This window comes from Kribbella sp. NPDC049227 (assembly GCF_043197265.1).
Lineage (GTDB): Bacteria > Actinomycetota > Actinomycetes > Propionibacteriales > Kribbellaceae > Kribbella.
Window position 1 is genome coordinate 91,823 of the sequence record NZ_JBICST010000005.1, and the last position, 16,665, is coordinate 108,487.

At 69.3% G+C, this 16,665-nt stretch carries 18 protein-coding genes; 8 read left to right on the forward strand and 10 right to left on the reverse strand.

All coding sequences use genetic code 11. From position 1 onward, the window contains the following. Positions 1 to 8 precede the first annotated feature (8 nt). Genes ACGFH6_RS22580 through ACGFH6_RS22590 form a run of 3 tightly spaced genes read left to right on the forward strand, consistent with a single transcriptional unit; the run spans position 9 to position 2,632 of the window. A complete protein-coding gene (locus ACGFH6_RS22580; protein WP_393386971.1) occupies positions 9 to 629 on the forward strand; it encodes a hypothetical protein in 621 nt (206 codons plus the stop codon). An 18-nt stretch (positions 630 to 647) separates the two neighbouring features. Beyond that, on the forward strand, positions 648 to 1,331 hold the full coding sequence (locus ACGFH6_RS22585) for a response regulator transcription factor (protein WP_393386974.1): 684 nt from the start codon (positions 648 to 650) through the stop codon (positions 1,329 to 1,331). 2 nt (positions 1,332 to 1,333) lie between these two features. Then, a complete protein-coding gene (locus ACGFH6_RS22590) occupies positions 1,334 to 2,632 on the forward strand; it encodes a sensor histidine kinase (RefSeq protein WP_393386977.1) in 1,299 nt (432 codons plus the stop codon). Here ACGFH6_RS22590 and ACGFH6_RS22595 read toward each other — a convergent pair whose 3' ends face one another. The 5 genes from ACGFH6_RS22595 to ACGFH6_RS22615 all read right to left on the reverse strand — a co-directional run bounded on the left by ACGFH6_RS22595 (position 2,633) and on the right by ACGFH6_RS22615 (position 6,539). Then, on the reverse strand, positions 2,633 to 3,139 hold the full coding sequence (locus tag ACGFH6_RS22595; protein WP_393386980.1) for a glycoside hydrolase family 16 protein: 507 nt from the start codon (positions 3,137 to 3,139) through the stop codon (positions 2,633 to 2,635). A 188-nt stretch (positions 3,140 to 3,327) separates the two neighbouring features. Then, complete coding sequence (locus ACGFH6_RS22600; protein WP_393386983.1) at positions 3,328 to 3,774, reverse strand: hypothetical protein; 447 nt, start codon at positions 3,772 to 3,774, stop codon at positions 3,328 to 3,330. A 130-nt stretch (positions 3,775 to 3,904) separates the two neighbouring features. Continuing rightward, positions 3,905 to 4,486, reverse strand: a complete 582-nt coding sequence (locus ACGFH6_RS22605; protein WP_393386985.1) for a GerMN domain-containing protein — start codon at positions 4,484 to 4,486, stop codon at positions 3,905 to 3,907. Further along, entirely contained in the window at positions 4,483 to 5,847 is a 1,365-nt protein-coding gene (locus tag ACGFH6_RS22610) for an ATP-binding protein (protein ID WP_393386988.1), read from the reverse strand. The genes ACGFH6_RS22605 and ACGFH6_RS22610 overlap by 4 nt, the downstream gene beginning before the upstream one ends. Then, positions 5,844 to 6,539: a response regulator gene (locus ACGFH6_RS22615; protein ID WP_393388742.1), complete on the reverse strand. Its 696-nt coding sequence runs from the start codon at positions 6,537 to 6,539 to the stop codon at positions 5,844 to 5,846. The genes ACGFH6_RS22610 and ACGFH6_RS22615 overlap by 4 nt, the downstream gene beginning before the upstream one ends. Before the next feature lie 148 nt (positions 6,540 to 6,687). Here ACGFH6_RS22615 and ACGFH6_RS22620 point away from each other — a divergent pair, with 148 nt between their 5' ends. Beyond that, entirely contained in the window at positions 6,688 to 6,999 is a 312-nt protein-coding gene (locus tag ACGFH6_RS22620; RefSeq protein WP_393386991.1) for an STAS domain-containing protein, read from the forward strand. Between the two features lie 59 nt (positions 7,000 to 7,058). After that, complete coding sequence (locus ACGFH6_RS22625) at positions 7,059 to 7,508, forward strand: hypothetical protein (RefSeq protein ID WP_393386993.1); 450 nt, start codon at positions 7,059 to 7,061, stop codon at positions 7,506 to 7,508. A 25-nt stretch (positions 7,509 to 7,533) separates the two neighbouring features. Here ACGFH6_RS22625 and ACGFH6_RS22630 read toward each other — a convergent pair whose 3' ends face one another. After that, entirely contained in the window at positions 7,534 to 8,343 is an 810-nt protein-coding gene (locus ACGFH6_RS22630; RefSeq protein WP_393386996.1) for a phytanoyl-CoA dioxygenase family protein, read from the reverse strand. Positions 8,344 to 8,486: 143 nt separating this feature from the next. Here ACGFH6_RS22630 and ACGFH6_RS22635 point away from each other — a divergent pair, with 143 nt between their 5' ends. After that, on the forward strand, positions 8,487 to 9,344 hold the full coding sequence (locus ACGFH6_RS22635) for an AraC family transcriptional regulator (protein WP_393386999.1): 858 nt from the start codon (positions 8,487 to 8,489) through the stop codon (positions 9,342 to 9,344). On the opposite strand, the gene ACGFH6_RS22640 is transcribed toward ACGFH6_RS22635, so the two are convergent. From ACGFH6_RS22640 to ACGFH6_RS22650, 3 genes are all read right to left on the reverse strand, one after another. Continuing rightward, positions 9,316 to 10,671 carry an MFS transporter gene (locus ACGFH6_RS22640; protein ID WP_393387000.1) on the reverse strand — a complete coding sequence of 452 codons (1,356 nt, stop codon included), beginning with the start codon at positions 10,669 to 10,671 and terminating at the stop codon, positions 9,316 to 9,318. The two genes, ACGFH6_RS22635 and ACGFH6_RS22640, sit on opposite strands and share 29 nt — an antisense overlap. A gap of 137 nt (positions 10,672 to 10,808) precedes the next feature. Continuing rightward, positions 10,809 to 11,612: an NPP1 family protein gene (locus tag ACGFH6_RS22645; protein WP_393387002.1), complete on the reverse strand. Its 804-nt coding sequence runs from the start codon at positions 11,610 to 11,612 to the stop codon at positions 10,809 to 10,811. A gap of 288 nt (positions 11,613 to 11,900) precedes the next feature. Continuing rightward, complete coding sequence (locus ACGFH6_RS22650) at positions 11,901 to 12,374, reverse strand: DUF4383 domain-containing protein (protein WP_393387003.1); 474 nt, start codon at positions 12,372 to 12,374, stop codon at positions 11,901 to 11,903. Between the two features lie 189 nt (positions 12,375 to 12,563). On the opposite strand from ACGFH6_RS22650, the gene ACGFH6_RS22655 reads away from it, so the two are divergent. Further along, a complete protein-coding gene (locus tag ACGFH6_RS22655) occupies positions 12,564 to 15,251 on the forward strand; it encodes a LuxR C-terminal-related transcriptional regulator (RefSeq protein ID WP_393387005.1) in 2,688 nt (895 codons plus the stop codon). A gap of 131 nt (positions 15,252 to 15,382) precedes the next feature. Next, positions 15,383 to 16,057, forward strand: coding sequence for a hypothetical protein (locus ACGFH6_RS22660; protein ID WP_393387007.1), 675 nt, complete (start codon positions 15,383 to 15,385; stop codon positions 16,055 to 16,057). A 95-nt stretch (positions 16,058 to 16,152) separates the two neighbouring features. Here the strand turns inward: ACGFH6_RS22660 and ACGFH6_RS22665 are convergent, their stop codons facing one another. After that, positions 16,153 to 16,647 carry a hypothetical protein gene (locus tag ACGFH6_RS22665; RefSeq protein ID WP_393387009.1) on the reverse strand — a complete coding sequence of 165 codons (495 nt, stop codon included), beginning with the start codon at positions 16,645 to 16,647 and terminating at the stop codon, positions 16,153 to 16,155. Between the last annotated feature and the right edge of the window lie 18 nt (positions 16,648 to 16,665).

Consider the following 16,665-nt stretch of genomic DNA (forward strand, 5'->3'; position numbering starts at 1 on the left):
ATGGCGCGGTGAAGCTCTACTCCGACGTGGGGACGCAGCGGTTCCGGCAGGTGCTGGGCGATCTGCTGCTGGTGGGCTGGATCTGGTTGTGGGTCGAGGCCGGTCTGCTGGTGTTCCGGATCACGAACGCTCTCGGGGCGCCCGGACGGAAGGCGGCCGAGGCGGGCGACGGGCTCGCGGGGGACCTGCGCCGGTTGTCGGAGCCGATGGGCAAAGTACCGGTGGTCGGCGACCAGTTGCGGTCGCCGGTGGACGGTGCCGCGGCGGCCGCGGGCAAGTTGGCCGAGGCCGGCCGGGACCAGGCGCACGCCGTGGAGCAGTTGGCGTACGTCCTGGCCGGCGTGACGATCGGGATGCCGGTGCTGCTGGCGCTGCTGATCTGGCTGCCGCCGCGGATCCGGTTCTCCCGGCGGGCGACCGCGGCGCAGAAGTTCATCGACAGCGATGCGGACCTGCAGTTGTTCGCGCTGCGGGCGATGGCCAACCAGCCGATGCACAAGCTCGCGAAGATCTCCGACGATCCGGTCGCGGCGTGGCGCGACGGCGACACCACGGTGATCACCCGACTCGCCACCCTCGAACTCCGCAGCACCGGGCTCCGAGCGCCGGCACAGCTCCAGGTGGAGTGACGAAGCTACGCTCAACGCATGGCGCGGGTGTTGCTGGTCGAGGACGATGACGCGATCCGGACGTCGCTGGGCAAGTCCCTGACGGCGGCCGGTCATGTCGTCACGGCCGTTGCCGCCGGCGCCGACGGCGTCGCCGCGGTCGCCCGCGATCGGCCCGACGTACTGCTGCTGGATCTTGGTCTGCCGGACCTGGACGGCCGGGACGTGCTGGCCATGGTTCGGGCGGTGAGCGACGTACCGGTGATCGTGGCCACGGCCCGGGACGACGACGCGAGCGTGGTCAGGCTGCTCGACGCGGGTGCGGACGACTACGTGATCAAGCCGTTCAGTTCGGCGCAGATCGACGCGCGGATCCGGGCAGTACTGCGGCGCCTCGGCCAGGGCGAGCAAGGCGAGTCGACGGTCGAGCTGGGCGCGTTGCGGATCGATCCGCGCAGCCGCGAGGTCACGGTGGACGGTTCGCCGGTCGACCTGACGCGCAAGGAGTTCGACCTGTTGCTGGCGCTGTCCCGCAGACCAGGTGCCGTGGTGAGCAAGCGCGAACTCCTGGCCGAGGTCTGGGGTCTGCCATGGGGCGGCGGCGACCGGACGGTCGATGTTCACCTGTCCTGGTTGCGGCGCAAGCTCGGTGAGACGGCCGCGCAGCCGCGGTTCCTGCACAGCGTCCGCGGCGTCGGGATCAAGCTGGCGTCGGGGAATTGACCATGCGCCGCCGGATCCTGTTCCTCTCGGTCGGCATGACCACACTGGTCGTGCTGGCGTTCGCCGTACCGCTGGTGTTGCTCATGCGGAGCACGACGGCCAACGAGTCGAAGGAACGGGCGCGGTACCGGGCCGAGGCGGTCGCGTACTACGTCGGCGACAGGGACAACAGCGCCGACGACATCACGGCGTACATCCAAGGACTCAGCAAGGACGAGCCGGGCACGATCTCGGTCCGCCTTCCCGACGGTACGACGCTGGGCGACCCGCCGCCGGGTGGGGTGTCGGCCCCGAAGCCGCTGCCCGCCGACTACGGCGACGACGACCGGAAGGGTCCGCCGCAGCTCGGTGACGTGGACTATCGCCCGATCGACGGCGGGATGGCGGTCGAGGTCGCCGTCGGTACCCCGCAAGGCCCGGCCTCGGTCTGCCTGTTCCTGACCGTCGACGAGTTGTACGACGGTCTCACCCCGCGCCTGCTGATCCTGATCGGCGGCAGCCTGGCCGTACTCCTGCTCAGCATCGTCGGCGCCGAACTCGTCTCCCGCCGGCTCGCCCGTCCACTCGAGGAGACGGCCAGTACGGCGGAACGCCTGGCGAAGGGCGACATCGACGCCCGCGCTCCGACCACGGGCCCAGCCGAGGTCGCCAAGGTAGGTGCCGCGCTCAATGGCCTGGCCGACCGCATCGACGAGGTGATCGCGGTCGAACGCGAGGCCGTCGCCGACCTGTCCCACCGGCTGCGTACGCCGTTGACCGCGCTCCGGCTCCATGTCGAGGCCCTGCCGGACCGCGAGCGTGCCGAGGAACTGAACACCCAGGTGACCAGCCTGGAACGGACGCTGACGGCCGTGATCAGCGCCGCCCGGCGTCCGCAACGCGAAGGCCGGGTCCCGCACTGCGACGCGGTCGAGGTGACCCGCAACCGGGCCGCGTTCTGGGAACCACTGTTCGAGGACCAGGGCCGGGAACTCGCACTCGACCTTCCGGAGCCACCCGCGATGGTGCGCTCATCGGCCGAGGACCTCGGCGCCGCGCTCGACGCGTTGGTGGAGAACGTCGTCGCCCACACCCCGGACGGTACGCCGGCCAGGATCACGCTGACCCGGGAGCAGACCGTCGTACGGATCGCCGTCGCGGACAAAGGATCGGGCATCCCGCTCGGAGCCGGTGAGCGTGGCCGCAGCGACCGGGGTTCCACCGGGCTCGGGCTCGACATCGCCCGGCGGTACGCCGAAGCCACCGGCGGCCACCTCACCATTCACGCCAACGAGGTCGTCCTGACCCTCGCCGTCCCGTGATCAGAGCGGGTAGACGCGCGCCCAGTCGACGTCGAAGTACGCCTTCTGCATCGTGCAGCCGCAGAAGTTGTCGAGCTGGATCGTCTGGTGCATCGGGCCGGGCGCCTGGACGTCGGGGTCGGTGTCGTGGAACCACACCTGCCCGTCGATGTACCCGGTGAGCCCGTCCGGAGCCCATTCGAAGCCGTAGTTGTGCCACTGGGCGAGGTCCAGTGATCCCGAGTGGTACTCGTCCTGGACCACCTCGGAGTCCGTCGGGTGATGCAGGAAAGCGGTCGCGGAGGTGTCGCCGACGTTGACCTCGAAGTAGTCGTACTCGCCACCCTGCGGCCACTCGTCGGAGCCGGGCCAGGTGATCAGCACCGGGTGGTACGCATGCCCACTGTTGCCATCGGCAATCACCCGTGCCCGCACCTCCCAGCGCCCGTACTTCTGGCCGAGGTTGGACGCGAGACCGGCCGTGTCGCCGTTGGCGTAGCCGGTCTGGCGGAGGTACCCGTCCTGCACCGTGTTCGTGTAGCCGCAGCGTTGCCCGCGTGTCCGGCCAGCATCCGTCGACGCCGCCGTAGATGCGCGACGGCTGGTGCCAGGTGGCTCAGGCGGAAGGTCTTCATGGCTGGTTCCATCTCTGTGTCGGGGCGGTTGCCGAACTCAGCTTCCGGGCCCGAGCGAGGGATGGTGAGCCGCTGACACCTTCAGGACAACAAGAAGCGGGGTGGCTCGCCCTTCAGGGCGTTGTTGGAGCTGAGCCAGGCGGCGGTCTCCGCCGGGCGCCGGCGCGCGATCTCGGACAGCAGCAGGTCACGGGCCCGGGCGGCGGTCTCGGTGTAGTCGGACCGGCTTTCGCGGAGCACTTCGGCATCGGTCGCGACCCAGACGGCGTACAACTCGGCGTCCGACCACTCGGCCAGGTCGGCGTCGATGATCTGCTGCTCCGAGGGCGTCGTGGTCCGCCGGCGCGAACTGACCAGGCCGATCGCCAGGATCCCGGCCGCGATCGCGACGGACCCGAACACGATGAGCGCGACCGCGAGCGACGCCTCGACCAGGGCCAGCGCGATTCCGGCCACCGCGACCACACCGATCGCGACCGACCAGGTCACCATCGGTGCGGGTCTGGGCGCGGACGGACGCTCAGCCACGACGTTCTCTCCTCCTCGGGCACCGCTCACGGTCCTGTGTATCCCGCTCACGGGGCGTAGCGGGGGTTCGGAGGACGAACGACACACGATCTCAAAGTTTCCTCAGCATGCTCGTCAAACCCGGGCCCGCTCACTGCGACCGCAACGCCTCGTAGTCCTTGGCGGTGAGCGGCTTCGTCGTCAGCGCGCCGTCCGCCAGCAGCGCCTCCACCGGTACCCCGTTGTGCGAGAACGTCACCTCGTCGACGGCCGGCAACGCGGTCACGGACAAGACGATCTGCCCGACGGCCAGGACGTTCTCGGTCGCGGACCGGCCGCCGGTCTCCCCGGACAGTTCGAGTACGACGCTCTTCGCCTGGACGTGGATCACGCTCAGCGTCAGTCCCGGCTGCAGGGCGGACGTGAGGCCCGCGGCCTGCTCGGTCGCGGTCGGTCCGTCCTGCAGACCCCGGAGTACGGCGTTCATCAACTCGGTCGCCGTCGTGCTCGGCGCCTCCCGGTTCAGTGCGACCAGCCGGTCCCGGCGGACGAAGTTCACCTGAACCGTCGCCTGTCCGGACGTCGCCGGGGTCGGCCCTGTCGTCGGCCTGCTGGGGCTGCGCAGCCGGGACGGGAGCGACCCGGGGTCGATCGGCGCCGGATCCTCCTGGACCGGAACCCCACAGCCGACCAGCAGCAGCGCCGCCACGACGGCCACGGCGAGCCCCTTCACGGCCGCACCTCCGGCAGCCGTACGACGAACCGCGCGCCGCTGGTCGGAGACGCCGTACACCAGACCGCACCACCGTGGATCGCAGCGGTCTCCGCAACGAGTGCCAGGCCGAGACCTGTCCCCGACGAGGATCCGCGCTTGGTCGCACCGGTGGCGAATCGCTCGAACACGCGCTCCCGATCTTGCGGTGGGATGCCCGGGCCGGCGTCGTCGACCAGCACCAGGACGACCTCGTCGACCCGGGCCACCTCGACGGCGGTCAGCCCACCACCATGCGTCTCGGCGTTCTCGAACAGGTTGCGGAACAGCCGGCCTAGGCGAGGTTTGTCGGCCTTCACGACGATGTCCGTCCCGCCGCGCAGCAGCGCGGGTTCGCGGCCGACCTCGCCGAGGACCTGACGTAGCAGTTCGCCCAGATCGACGGTCGTGCTGGGCCGCTGGTCGAGACCGCCGTCGGACCGGGCCAGCTCGAGCAGGTCGTCGAGCAGCCGCCGGAACCGTTGCAGGTCGGCGGTGACGAGGTCGAGGGCGCGCTGCGATCGCTCCGGCAACTCGTCGCGTCGGGCGTTCAGCAGATCGACGCTGCCGACGAGTGTGGTCAAGGGGGAGCGGAGTTCATGGCTGACGTCGGCGGCCAGCCGGGCGTCGCGGTTGATCCGCTGCTGCAACGTGTCGACCATGCTGTTGAAGGACCCGACGATCGTGGCGAGCTCCGGGTCCTCCGTTGCGGGCAGCCGGGTGTCGAGCTCGCCGCCGGCGATCGACGCGGCGGTGACGGCGACCCGGTTCAGCGGGGTGACGACGGATCGGCTCGCCCAGAGCCCCAGGCCGGCACCAGCGGCGGTCGCCAGCGCCGCGCCACCCATCAGGATCCCGCTGAGCAGCCGCAGGTTCCCGTCGAGCTCACTGAGTGGAGCGATCTCGTAGAACTGCCCGTTGACCGACGGCAGCGGCACCCCGACCACCATGTACGCCTCGTCGTCCGACCGGAACCGCTGACTGGCCGGACGGCCGTTCGCGATCTCGTCCAGCACCCCACCCGGTACGGCGTCGCGTCCCTCGTCGAGCGCGGACGCGTACCACTGGTCCCGCCACCGCAGGATGATCGAGTGACCCGCCGGGGTCCCGGCCGCGGTCAGGACCGCGGAGACATCGGCGCCGGCACTCGACAGCCGGCGCTGGACGTACGCCGCATCCGCGAACGTCTGGTGCTGGACGACGTTCTCCCGCTGGGCGAGCAGGTAGCCGCGGGCGAGGAGATAGGTGCTGATGGCAAACACAGCGGAGACGAGCAGCGCCACCACGGCGAAGGCGAGCACCATCCGGTGCCGCAGCCCCAGGGCGTGCACGCCGAATCTCATCGCGGATCCAGCCGGTAGCCCATTCCCCGGACCGTGGTCACGAGTTGAGGTCGTCCGGGGTCACGCTCGACCTTCGTGCGCAGTCGTCTGATGTGGACGTCGACGATGCGTTCGTCGCCGTAGTACCCGTGTTCCCAGACCGAGGCCAGCAGCGCCGACCGGCTGAGCACCCGGCCGGGTGGTGAGGCGAGCTCGACCAGCAGCCGGTACTCGGTGACGGTCAGCGGGACGTCCTGGCCGTCCAGCCGGACCGCGCCGCGCGACGTGGACAGCATCAGCCGCCGGCCCGGATCGGAGTCGAGCACGATGTCGGGCTCGGCCGCCTCCGCGCTGGTCCGCAGCCGCCGGCGCAGAGCCCGCAGCCGCGCGGTGATCTCCTTCACCTGGAACGGCTTGGTGACGTAGTCGTCCGCACCGGCCTCCAGGCCGGCCACGATGTCGTGGGTGTCGGAGCGCGCGCTGACGATCACGATCGGGATGTCGCTGATCCGGCGGATCTCCCGGATGCACGTGTAGCCGTCGATCTCGCCGAGCATCAGGTCGACCATCATCAGGTCCGGCATCGCGGCCCGTGCCTGTTCCAGCGCCGTCGGCGTATCCGCTGCCTCGGCGACCTGGTAGCCCTCGTCCTCGAGGGCGAGCCGCAGTACGGCCCGAATGCGATCGTCGTCCTCCACGATCAACACCTGCATCGGCACCGGCACATCCTCGCAACTCCGAACGCCGTTGTGACGGGCTGGGCGCCGCATGTCATCCGATCGTAAAGAAGGACCACCACCGATCTCAAAGTCCGGGGCGCAGGGTTGTACCAGTGCCACAACTGCATCGGAGGACTCGTCGATGACCGAGACGACCCACGGTCCACTTCCCCAGAAGGCCATCGTCACGTTGTCCGACACCGACCTGAACGGCGGCCTGACCGCACTGCGCTGGCGACTGCGCGGGCTCGTTGCCGACGGCGTGTGTCTGGTGGTCGTCGACGTGTCCGACCTGGGCCAGATCTCGTCGACCCTGCTGGCCGAACTGCTCGACACGCACCGCACCTGCCGCCGTCGTGGCGGTGGGGTGGTCATCCGGCACGCCAGCCGGAAGATGACCGACGTACTGCGCCGTACCGGCCTCGACAAGGTCTTCGAGGTCGAGGCTGCGTGACGGCGAACCGATGCAGACTCCCCACGTCATCCGCCCACTGTGAGGACCGCCGACCGCTCATGAGCCACTTCGACCGCGACCCGTGGGTACCGGGGTATGTCGATGTGACCATCGTCGAGTTCGCCGCTCACACCGCCTACCTCGATCCGCGCAGCGGCACCGGGTACCTGGTCACCCCGCGTCCGGAGACCGATGTCGCTGCGCCCGAGGACCCACTCGTGCAGGCTGTCTGGTCGGACAGCCTCCACGACCCGGGTCGTGTGGGCGGACTCTCGCTCAACTCCGCGGACCGGCAGGAGGCCTTCGACTACCTGCGCGACGAGGGCTGGCTGCCGTTGCTCGACGACCAGGGCGGCATCGAGCCGGCCGGCTGGACCGCCGACGGCCGCCAGGCGCTCTGTCTGTACGGAACGCCGACGTCGGGCCGGCCCTGCCTGGAGACGCTCAGCCGAGCGCTGATGGCCCTGGATATCGCCGCCGGCCTCGGCACCCGGTCCCGGCACTGCTGAAATTGTTGCCAGCAGCAACCGGGGTTCAGTAGAGGACGGGATTCAACGGGCCGTCGGCGACGGTGCCCGGTGCGCGGCTGTCGAGGAACGCTGCGAGATCGCCCTGCTGGAAGGGATTCGCCGGAGGTGCGATCTCGATGGCCGCGTCCATGTAGATCACGGTCATCACCCGGCGTGGCGTCGTACTGGAATTGCCCGGCGCGCGGTGGATCGTCCAGCCGGAGTGGAAGCTGACGTCCCCGATCGCGTACGGCGAATCGTCGACGCGGAACCCGGACTCGGTCACGAAGGTGTCCAGCTTGGCCTCGGACTCGTCGCTGATCTCGAGCTCACGGCCGTACCCCGACCGGTGGCTGCCGGCCGCGAACGTCAGCGGACCGAGCTCCGTCGGAGTGTCCTGCAACGGAACCCAGGCGGTGACGGTGCGGTCCGTCGACAGCGGCCAATAGTGCTGGTCGACATGCCACGGCGTGAAGCCTCCACCGGCCTCCTTGTAGAGCGCCTGGTCGTGGTACAGCCGCACGGACGGCACACCGAGAAGCTGAGCGGCGATCCCGGCGAGGCGGCGGGAGAAGACGAACTCGCGGACCGCGTCGCTGTGCCGCCACAGGTTCTCGACCTGGAGGAACGCGCGGCTGTAGGTGTCGCGTTCGGCCAGCGGCAGGTGCTGGGTGTTGATCCGCAGGACCTGCTCGGTGATCTCGGGCTCGTAGTGCGTCACGACGCCGGGGCTCAGTACGCCGCGGAGCTTCACGTAGCCGTCAGCGGCGTACTGGTCGACGGCGCCCGGACTGACGGCGTACGGCTGGTCGAGTTCGGTGGCGGTGGTGGTCATCGGGCCTCCCAATCGGCGATTGGTGACCAGTTTCTGCTCAGCGGCGATCGGGGTGCCACGCGTGCAGCGGCCAAAACCGGTACTCTGCTGACCACTTCGGTCAGGTTGACGGCGGTCGGGCGTCGGCAGAGTACTGTTCTGGCATGCGGCCGACGTACGAGCACATCCCTGCCTCGCCGCATCAGTCGTGGCATCTGGGGTTGCGGGCGGAGCCGCGGTTCGGGTTCGACTGGCACTACCACCCGGAGTACGAACTGACGCTGATCGTCGCCGGATCGGGCCGGCGGTACGTCGGTGACCGGGTCGCCGATTACGGTCCCGGGGATCTGGTCCTGCTGGGCGCGGAGACGCCGCACACCTGGGAGTCGGAGGCGGCCGGGTGGCATGAGGCCGTGACCGTGCAGTTCCTGTACGACGCCTTCGGCACCGGGTTCTTCGATCGGCCCGAGTTCCACGGCGTACGGCGCCTGCTGGCCCGATCCGGCTGTGGTTTGCGCTTCGACGGCGCCGACGGTGTCCCGGAGGCCATGGTTGCCCTGAGCAACACCACCGACGCGGCGAGAGGGACACTCGCCGTCCTCGAGATCCTGGTGTCACTGGCCGGTCAGCCGGCCGAGACCATCGCGACCCGTTCCCTCGTCACCGACATCGACGCCGCAGCCCGAGAGCGGATCGACCGCGTGATCGGTCTGGTACGTCGCGACTATGCCGAACGCCTCGCGATCGGTGAGGCCGCGGCGCTGGTCTCGATGTCACCGGACGCGTTCAGCCGCTTCTTCCGGCGGCACACCGGCCGGACGTTCACCGACTACGTCAACGACGTACGGCTGGCCGAGGCGTCCCGCCGGCTGATCGAGTCGGACACGCCGATCAGCGCGATCGCGACCGGCTGCGGCTATCCCAACCTCTCGCACTTCAACCGCCGCTTCCGCGCGCAGAACGCGATGAGCCCCCGCGACTTCCGCAACCACTTCAGCTCCGCCGCAGGACGCCGAGGCTGAGCACGATCGTGGCGGCGGTGATGGCCACGCCGATCCAGGCCGCGGTGCCGTAGGCGGGCTCGGCGGGGAACTGGGCGGTGGTGTGTGCGGCGAGGACGATGCCGGTCAGCGCGCTGCCGATCGAGAAGCCGATGCTGCGGACGACCTGGTTGACGCTCATCGCGCTGGCGGTCTCGGACTTCGGTGTCACGGTCAGGATCGCGCCCGGCATGGATGCGGAGAACGCGCCGACGCCGAGGCCGAGGACGGTCATCGCGACCACGGGTCCGGCGAGGTGGGAGCGACCCAGCGCGAAGAGCACGAAGGCGACGAGCACCATCGTGGCGCTCGCGGCGAGCCGGGTCCGCGGGCTGAAGCGCAGTCGCGGCAGGAACTTCCCGGCGGCGAAGCCGGCCACCGAGAAGGGGACGAGAACCAGCCCGGCCTCGAAGGTGTTCAGGCCGAAGCCGTAGCCGGTCGAGGCGGGCGTCTGGACATAGCGGGTGATCAGGCCGAGCAGGAGGTACATGCCGATGCCGGCGGTGAACATCACCAGGTTGGCGCCCGCGACAGCGGGATGCCGGAGGAGACGGATGTCGACCAGCGGATGCGCGACGCGGGTCTCGACGACCGCCCACAGCACGAGGAGAAGCAGTGCGACGGCCAGGATCACCGCTGTCAGGGTCGCGTGGTCGCGCCAGAGCCCGGTCTGACTGATGACGACCAGGAGGGCCAGCAGGCCGATGGTCAGGAGAGCCGCTCCAGGAACGTCGACTCGGCGACCTGGCCGCGGCGGCGCCTGCGGAAGTACCAGGGACGCGGCGACGAACGCCAGAGCCGTGACCACCAGCCCGAGGCCGTATGCCGCGCGGATCCCGGCGGCATCGGTCAGCGCTCCGGCCAGTGGATAGCCGACGCCGATGCCGGCGGTCGATGCCACCGACAACAAAGCGATCGTGCTCGCGGCCCGCCGCTCGCTGAGGTGATCGGTGGCGGTGGCCATCATCAAGGCGGTCAGACCGAGCCCGGTCCCTTGCGCCGCACGCCCGATCAGGAGGATGGCGAACGGCAGCGGTACGACGGTCAGCGCGCTGCCGAGGACGACGATGCCCAGAGTGGTCAGGATGACGGTCCGGCGATGCGGTCCGGATCCGAGCCGGCCGAGGACCGGGGTGGCCACAGCACCCGACAGCAGCGGGATCGTCAACGTCCATTGGGATGCCGCCAGCGACACGCCGTACTGGTCGGCGACCGCGGTGATCAGCGGTGCGCCGAGGCTCGCGACCACCGCGACGACCAGGCCAACGAACACCACAGCGGGAACCAGGAACCGGGGCTCATCGTTCATGCTGCCCACTCCACACCCGATGCATTGCCCGCCGATATGAATTCCGTCACCGGCAGCGAGAGACGCACGCCTCATCGACACCGGCAGACCGGGCCTGAGCCGTCCGGCTCAGACCCGGTCTGTGGAACGTCAGGTGGTCAGGCCCACGGGTCGAACGGGATGCCCGCGGGCTTCGAAGCGTTCAGGAGGTTGCGGAAGCGGTCGTCCTTGTCGGTGATCTTGATGGTCGCGGAACCGAAGTCCGCGTTCATCAGGGTGTCCCGCAGGCCGGTGCTGGGCCAGCCGTTCCAGTCGACCAGCGGCGGGTAGCGCCAGTTGTGGTAGTGGTTCTCCGGCGGTTCGTCGTTGCTGTTGGCCAGCCGGAAGAAGTGCGTGCTCGCGCCGTCCTTGTGGTAGACGACCTTCGGGTGCGAGCCGTCGAAGCGCACCTGCGACCTGGCGTAGGTGACCTGGCTGGAGTGCTGCGTGGTGGTCACGTACTCGACCTGGTTGGCCGACTGGTTGATCCAGGAGATCACGTGCTCGAAGTCGTGCCGGTGGCCGCCGAGGCTGCTGCCGGGCACGGCCTGGTCCTTCTCGAAGTAGCTGGCGTAGATGACCGCGCACCACCCGTTGTTGCACTTCGACCGGGCGTACGTCTGGGAGTTGTCGAGGTCCGACTGGTCCCGGCAACTGCCGTTGACCGCGCCGCTCGGGTTGAGGCCGGGGTTGAGCGTGCCGTCGGACCCGATCGCGGGTACGGCGTAGCAGCCGTCGGTGTCGTAGTCGTACGCCGGTGAGAACGACTGCTCCCATCCACCGGCGTTCTGCGGCAGATGCGGTGGCGGAGCGGCGTACGCGGCCACCGCGGTGGTGACCATCAGCGTGGCGGTGCCGAGCACGACACCGAGCAGTCGGCGGGTGCGCGTGCGTCGTCGAGGTGGGGGAGAATCGGGCGTCATTCTCTCTCCTTCAAAGGGGCGGATGATGTTCTGGGGCGCAAACATCGGACCTGAGAATGACAGGACAAAGACGGGCGTGCCTATACGTAACGTGTCTACGGATTCAGGGTTTCGTCCCCGGTTCACCGTGCGGGTAGGGCCCGTTCACCGGCGTTCGGACATGACGACCGGAAGCGCATCCACTTGACGATCTGATGACGGCAGGATCGGGGCGGCGCAGTCTGAGCATGTCCCTCGGATGACGAATGCTGAAGGCACCTTGAGCGCTGCCGGACCGTGTTGTTACGTTCAACTCGCGGTCCGGCCGTTCTCCCCCGTAACGGCCGGCCGCATCTTAGGCCGGCGCCAGCTGATCGTCCGCCAGCTGATTCTGGCCGGCAGCGCGGCCCCCACCAGCATCGTGAGCGCCAGTACGACGTGCAGCCACACGTCAGCCGGACCGATCGGCACCAGATCCGCGACCACCGGGGCCGGGTCCAACTGTCCGTAGGTCAGCAGCACGACCATCAGTAGTCCCGCGCCCGCCAGGAACGCACGGCAATGCCGCGCGGATCCCGCCATCACCAGCGCGGTGACACCGAGAGCCAGCTGCAGGATCGCGCCCACCACGGACACGTGAAAGACCCCGAACAACAGCCCTTCGGTACCGATACTCATCCGCGCGACCCCGAAACATGCCAGCGAAATGAAGGCTCCCGCCACCCACAGCGCGACCCCCTGGGTCGCTGTCGGAATGGAGTGCTGAGCCGATCTGTACTCCATGCGCCCTCCTCACACCTGGCGGCCGTGCGGAATGACAATCCTACGAACCCGCACGCCACTCCGCTCGCCTCTCCGGAGAGTCGTCACGCACTCGCCAACCGGCTCACCACGAAGGTCCCCTGGACATTGCCGTAGGCAACAAGTCCTGAGCGCTACTCCGGGCCGACGGCGCGCCGTTATGATCCGGACGTGTCGACTCCGGTGCTCGCCACCAAGTTGTTTCCGCCGGCCCGGCGGTCGGAACTGGTGGCGCGCCCACGGCTTGCCGGCCGGTTGGACAGCACCCTGGACCGCGGCCACCGACTCACCCTCGTCTCGGCGCCGGCCGGATTCGGCAAGACCACGCTCCTCAGCGACTGGGCCGCGGGCCAGGAGCGGGTGGGGTGGCTGTCGCTCGACGAGGGCGACAACGCACTGCCGCGCTTCTTCGCCCATCTCTGGGCGGCGCTCGCCGGCATCGGTCTGGACCTGGATCCGGCGGCGTTGGACGACGCGCCGATGTTCGCGGTGGTCAATGAACTCGTGCGTGCCGGGCGGCAGGCGCCGGACAGCCACTGGCTGCTCGTGCTGGACGACTACCACGTCATCCACGAGCCCGAGGTGCACGAGGCCATGACCTTCCTCCTCGACCACGCGCCGGATCAGCTGCATCTGCTGGTGACGACGCGCGCGGATCCGCCGTTCCCGCTGTCGCGGCTGCGGAGTCGCGGGCAGCTGACGGAGGTGCGGGCGGCGGATCTGCGCTTCGCACCGGCGGAGGCCAGGGAGTTCCTGAACGAGATGATGGGCCTGCAGCTCACCGAGGCCGACGTACAGGCGCTGGAGGAACGGACCGAGGGCTGGATCGCCGGCCTTCAGCTGGCTGCGCTCTCGCTGCGCGGTATGTCGGACCGCGGGGACGTTGCCGGGTTCATCGGGGCCTTCACGGGCAGCCATCGCTTCGTCATCGACTACCTGGTGGACGAGGTCCTCGCTCGCCAGGACGCGGTGGTCCGGGACTTCCTGCTCCGCACCGCGGTCCTCGACCGACTGACCGGTGAACTGTGTGATGCGGTCACCGGTGGGACGGGCGGTGGACAGGTGCTGGAGGAGCTGGACCGCGGCAACGTGTTCGTGGTCCCGCTGGATGCCGAGCGCTCCTGGTACCGGTACCACCACCTCTTCTGCGATGTCCTGCGCGCTCGCCTGATGGCCGAGCACCCGGAGCAGCTGCCGGCCCTGCATCAGGCTGCGAGCGCCTGGTACGCCGCGCACGACCTGCTCGCGGACGCGGTACACCACGCACTCGCCGCTGGTGACTACGACCGCGCCGCCTACCTGATGGAGGAGGCGTTGCCGGACCTGCGCCGCGCACGGCAGGACAGCCTGATGCTGCGATGGATGCGGTCGCTGCCAGAGTCCGTCGTACGGCGGAGCCCGGTCCTGAGCATCGTGTCCGCTTGGTCGCTGATGACGGCTGGTGACCTGGACGGGATGGAGCACCGGCTCGATGATGCCGACGCGGCGCTGGCGGCCGGCGCACAAGACCAGGCGCTTGCGGCAATGTGGGCTGACAACGAGGACCTGCGGACCGCACCGGCCACCGTGTGGGTCTACCGGGCCGCGCTGGCTCAAGCGCGGCACGACGTACCGGCCACTGTGCAGTGCGCCCGGCGAGCGCTCGAACTGGCGGGCGCCGAGGACCACTTCGTGCGGGGAGCCGCGTCCGGATACCTCGGCCTGGCTGCGTGGGCGGCCGGTGACGTCGAGGAGGCCTTGGCTACGTTCTCGGACGCGGTCCGCAGCCTGCACGCTGCGGGCAACCTGATCGACGAGCTGGACACCACGGTGGTGCTCTGCGACATGTGGATCACTGCAGGCCGTCCCCATCGGGCGCGGCGGCTGTACGAGCAGGCCCTGGCGACCGCGACCGAGGGCGGCGAGCCGTACCCGCGGGCTGTCGCCGACCTGCACGTCGGACTGGCCGAGCTGGACCGTGAGCTGGGTGATCTGGTCAGTGCAGAGGCCCATCTGGAGACGGCGAGGGTGCTCGGCGAGCGCGGCTCGATCACAGAGAACCGGCACCGCTGGTACGTCGTCACCGCCCAGGTGTGCGTCTCGAACGGCGACCACGCCACCGCCAGGGAGCTGCTCGACCACGCGGCAACGCTGTACCGGCTCGGCTTCTACCCGGACCTCAGCCCCCTCGCCGCCATGCGAGCCCGCGTGGACATCGCAGCCGGAGACCTCGCTGCGGCTCGTGAGTGGGCGGACGACCACCACGTCACCGTGGCCGATGACGTGTCGTTCCAGCGCGAGTACGAACACCTGACGCTCGTGCGGCTCCTGCTCGCCAGTGACACCGCGCGACTGGGCGACGTACTTGCGCTGCTGGACCGGCTGTACGCCGACGCCGAGCGGACGCGCGCAGGCAGTCTGTTGGAGATCGGCATGCTGCGAGCCCTCACCCATCAGGCGCGCGGGCAACGACCGGAGGCTCTGGCCGAGCTGGATGCGGCACTGGCCGGGGCGCCGGAGCCGGACGGCTACGTGCGCTTGTTCCTCGACGAGGGCGCCCCGATGCTCGCCCTGCTCCACGAGGCCGCGTCCGTGCAGGAGGGCGGCGAGTACGACGTACTGCGCCGGCATGCTCGCCGACTCCTCGGCACCGGTGCTGCCGACGTACCTGCCCGTGGATCACTGGCCGACCCGCTCAGCGAACGCGAGCTCGAGGTCCTGCGCCTCCTCGACAGTGAGTTGACCGGCCCCGAGATGGCCCGCCGGCTCTTCGTCTCGCTGAACACGCTGCGTACCCACACCAAGCGCATCTTCACCAAGCTGGACGTCAACAACCGCTCGGCCGCCGTCCGCCGCGGCCGCGAGCTCGGCCTGCTGTAGCACTCACGTGTCCCGCGAGGACATGTCACATCGTCAGTCACCACATGTTGTGACGCCCGGTCGCCACCTCCCGAAATACGTTCCGGACATACCGCGGCACCCGCCACGGACCACCGGAACAGGAGCCGGACATGACCATCACGCCAACCACCCTCACCCGGGCCGCAGGCGCCGCCGCGGTCGTCGCAGGACTGATCTTCATCGGCGTCCAGATCAACCACCCACACCTGGACGCCACCTCCATCGGCACGACCGAAGTGATGGTGCGGAACTCGCTGAAGTTGCTGATGGCCGTACTGGCGCTGGTCGGCATCACCGGCATGTACCTGAGCCAGGTCCGCAAGAACGGAGTCGCCGGACTCGTCGGCTACCTCGTGCTCGGCACCGGCTACCTCGGCATCCTGACCACCGTCGCCGCCGCGGCGTTCGTCCTGCCCTCGATCGCCGACACCAACCCCGGTTACGTGAACGACGTCATCGCCGTGTCCAAGGGCCACTCCGCCACCGGTGACATCGGTCTGCTGCAGATCGTCCAACAGGTCCAGAACTTCGGCTACCTGGCCGGCGGCCTCGTCTTCGGCATCGCGCTCTACCAGGCCCGTGTTCTGGCCCGCTGGGCGGCCGCGCTGCTCGCCGTCGGTGGCGTCGTCACCATCGTGCTCGTCCTGCTGCCGGACGCGTTCTACCGGCTGCTGGCCTTCCCGAACGGCATCGCGATGATCGGCCTCGGCTACTCGCTGTGGCGCACGGCCCGAACCGTCACCACTCAGCCGGCCGCGGTCCTCGCGACGGCGGATGTGAAATGACCCAGCACCTCGCCTCTGACACCCGGCCGGCGCCGCAGCGCCGGCCGGGTTCCGCGATGGTTCGAGCCTGCGAGTGCCTGCCGCGCTGATGACCGTCAATCGGCTCGGAGGCGGATGGCCATTTCGACATCCCAGAGGGTCTTGCGTGGCTGGTGCCGGGGGTCCGTGTGGTACGCCTCGTACCGGCAGCCGAACTGATCACCGGCCGGTACTTCGTCCTTGTCGAGAACGAGTCCCTCGGCTTCGGCCCACTCCAGCAGAGCGCGGTTCGCCCGCAGCGCATGGTTGCGATAGATGAGGGACGCGTACCTACCGGCGGGCAGTACGCCGGGTCGCACCCGGTCGTCGCCCGGATGAACGGTGTCGGTCACGCCGACCTCGAGTTCCATCGGTCCGTTCATGTCGATCGTGAGCAGCCGCAGGAAGAAGTGCCCGCGAGGTTCGACGTTCGCCTGGTCCAACCACCCGATCAGCTCGTTCAGAAGCTGATCCCGCACCTTCAACATCCCGCGGAACGGCGTGACCACCGTGATGCCGAGCGTGGCGACCTCGGCCCGGTCGTCGACGTGGGGCGGAGTCAGGATCTCCATGCGAACATCCTGGGGTAC

Coding starts and splice junctions, on each gene's coding strand:
- ACGFH6_RS22590 (WP_393386977.1), top strand. CDS start 1,334: ATGCGCCGCCGGATCCTGTTCCTCTCGGTCGGCATGACCACACTGGTC.
- ACGFH6_RS22640 (WP_393387000.1), bottom strand. CDS start 10,671: ATGAACGATGAGCCCCGGTTCCTGGTTCCCGCTGTGGTGTTCGTTGGC.
- ACGFH6_RS22660 (WP_393387007.1), top strand. CDS start 15,383: ATGACCATCACGCCAACCACCCTCACCCGGGCCGCAGGCGCCGCCGCG.
- ACGFH6_RS22620 (WP_393386991.1), top strand. CDS start 6,688: ATGACCGAGACGACCCACGGTCCACTTCCCCAGAAGGCCATCGTCACG.
- ACGFH6_RS22650 (WP_393387003.1), bottom strand. CDS start 12,374: ATGGAGTACAGATCGGCTCAGCACTCCATTCCGACAGCGACCCAGGGG.
- ACGFH6_RS22625 (WP_393386993.1), top strand. CDS start 7,059: ATGAGCCACTTCGACCGCGACCCGTGGGTACCGGGGTATGTCGATGTG.
- ACGFH6_RS22610 (WP_393386988.1), bottom strand. CDS start 5,847: ATGAGATTCGGCGTGCACGCCCTGGGGCTGCGGCACCGGATGGTGCTC.
- ACGFH6_RS22635 (WP_393386999.1), top strand. CDS start 8,487: ATGCGGCCGACGTACGAGCACATCCCTGCCTCGCCGCATCAGTCGTGG.
- ACGFH6_RS22665 (WP_393387009.1), bottom strand. CDS start 16,647: ATGGAGATCCTGACTCCGCCCCACGTCGACGACCGGGCCGAGGTCGCC.
- ACGFH6_RS22615 (WP_393388742.1), bottom strand. CDS start 6,539: ATGCAGGTGTTGATCGTGGAGGACGACGATCGCATTCGGGCCGTACTG.
- ACGFH6_RS22645 (WP_393387002.1), bottom strand. CDS start 11,612: ATGACGCCCGATTCTCCCCCACCTCGACGACGCACGCGCACCCGCCGA.
- ACGFH6_RS22585 (WP_393386974.1), top strand. CDS start 648: ATGGCGCGGGTGTTGCTGGTCGAGGACGATGACGCGATCCGGACGTCG.
- ACGFH6_RS22630 (WP_393386996.1), bottom strand. CDS start 8,343: ATGACCACCACCGCCACCGAACTCGACCAGCCGTACGCCGTCAGTCCG.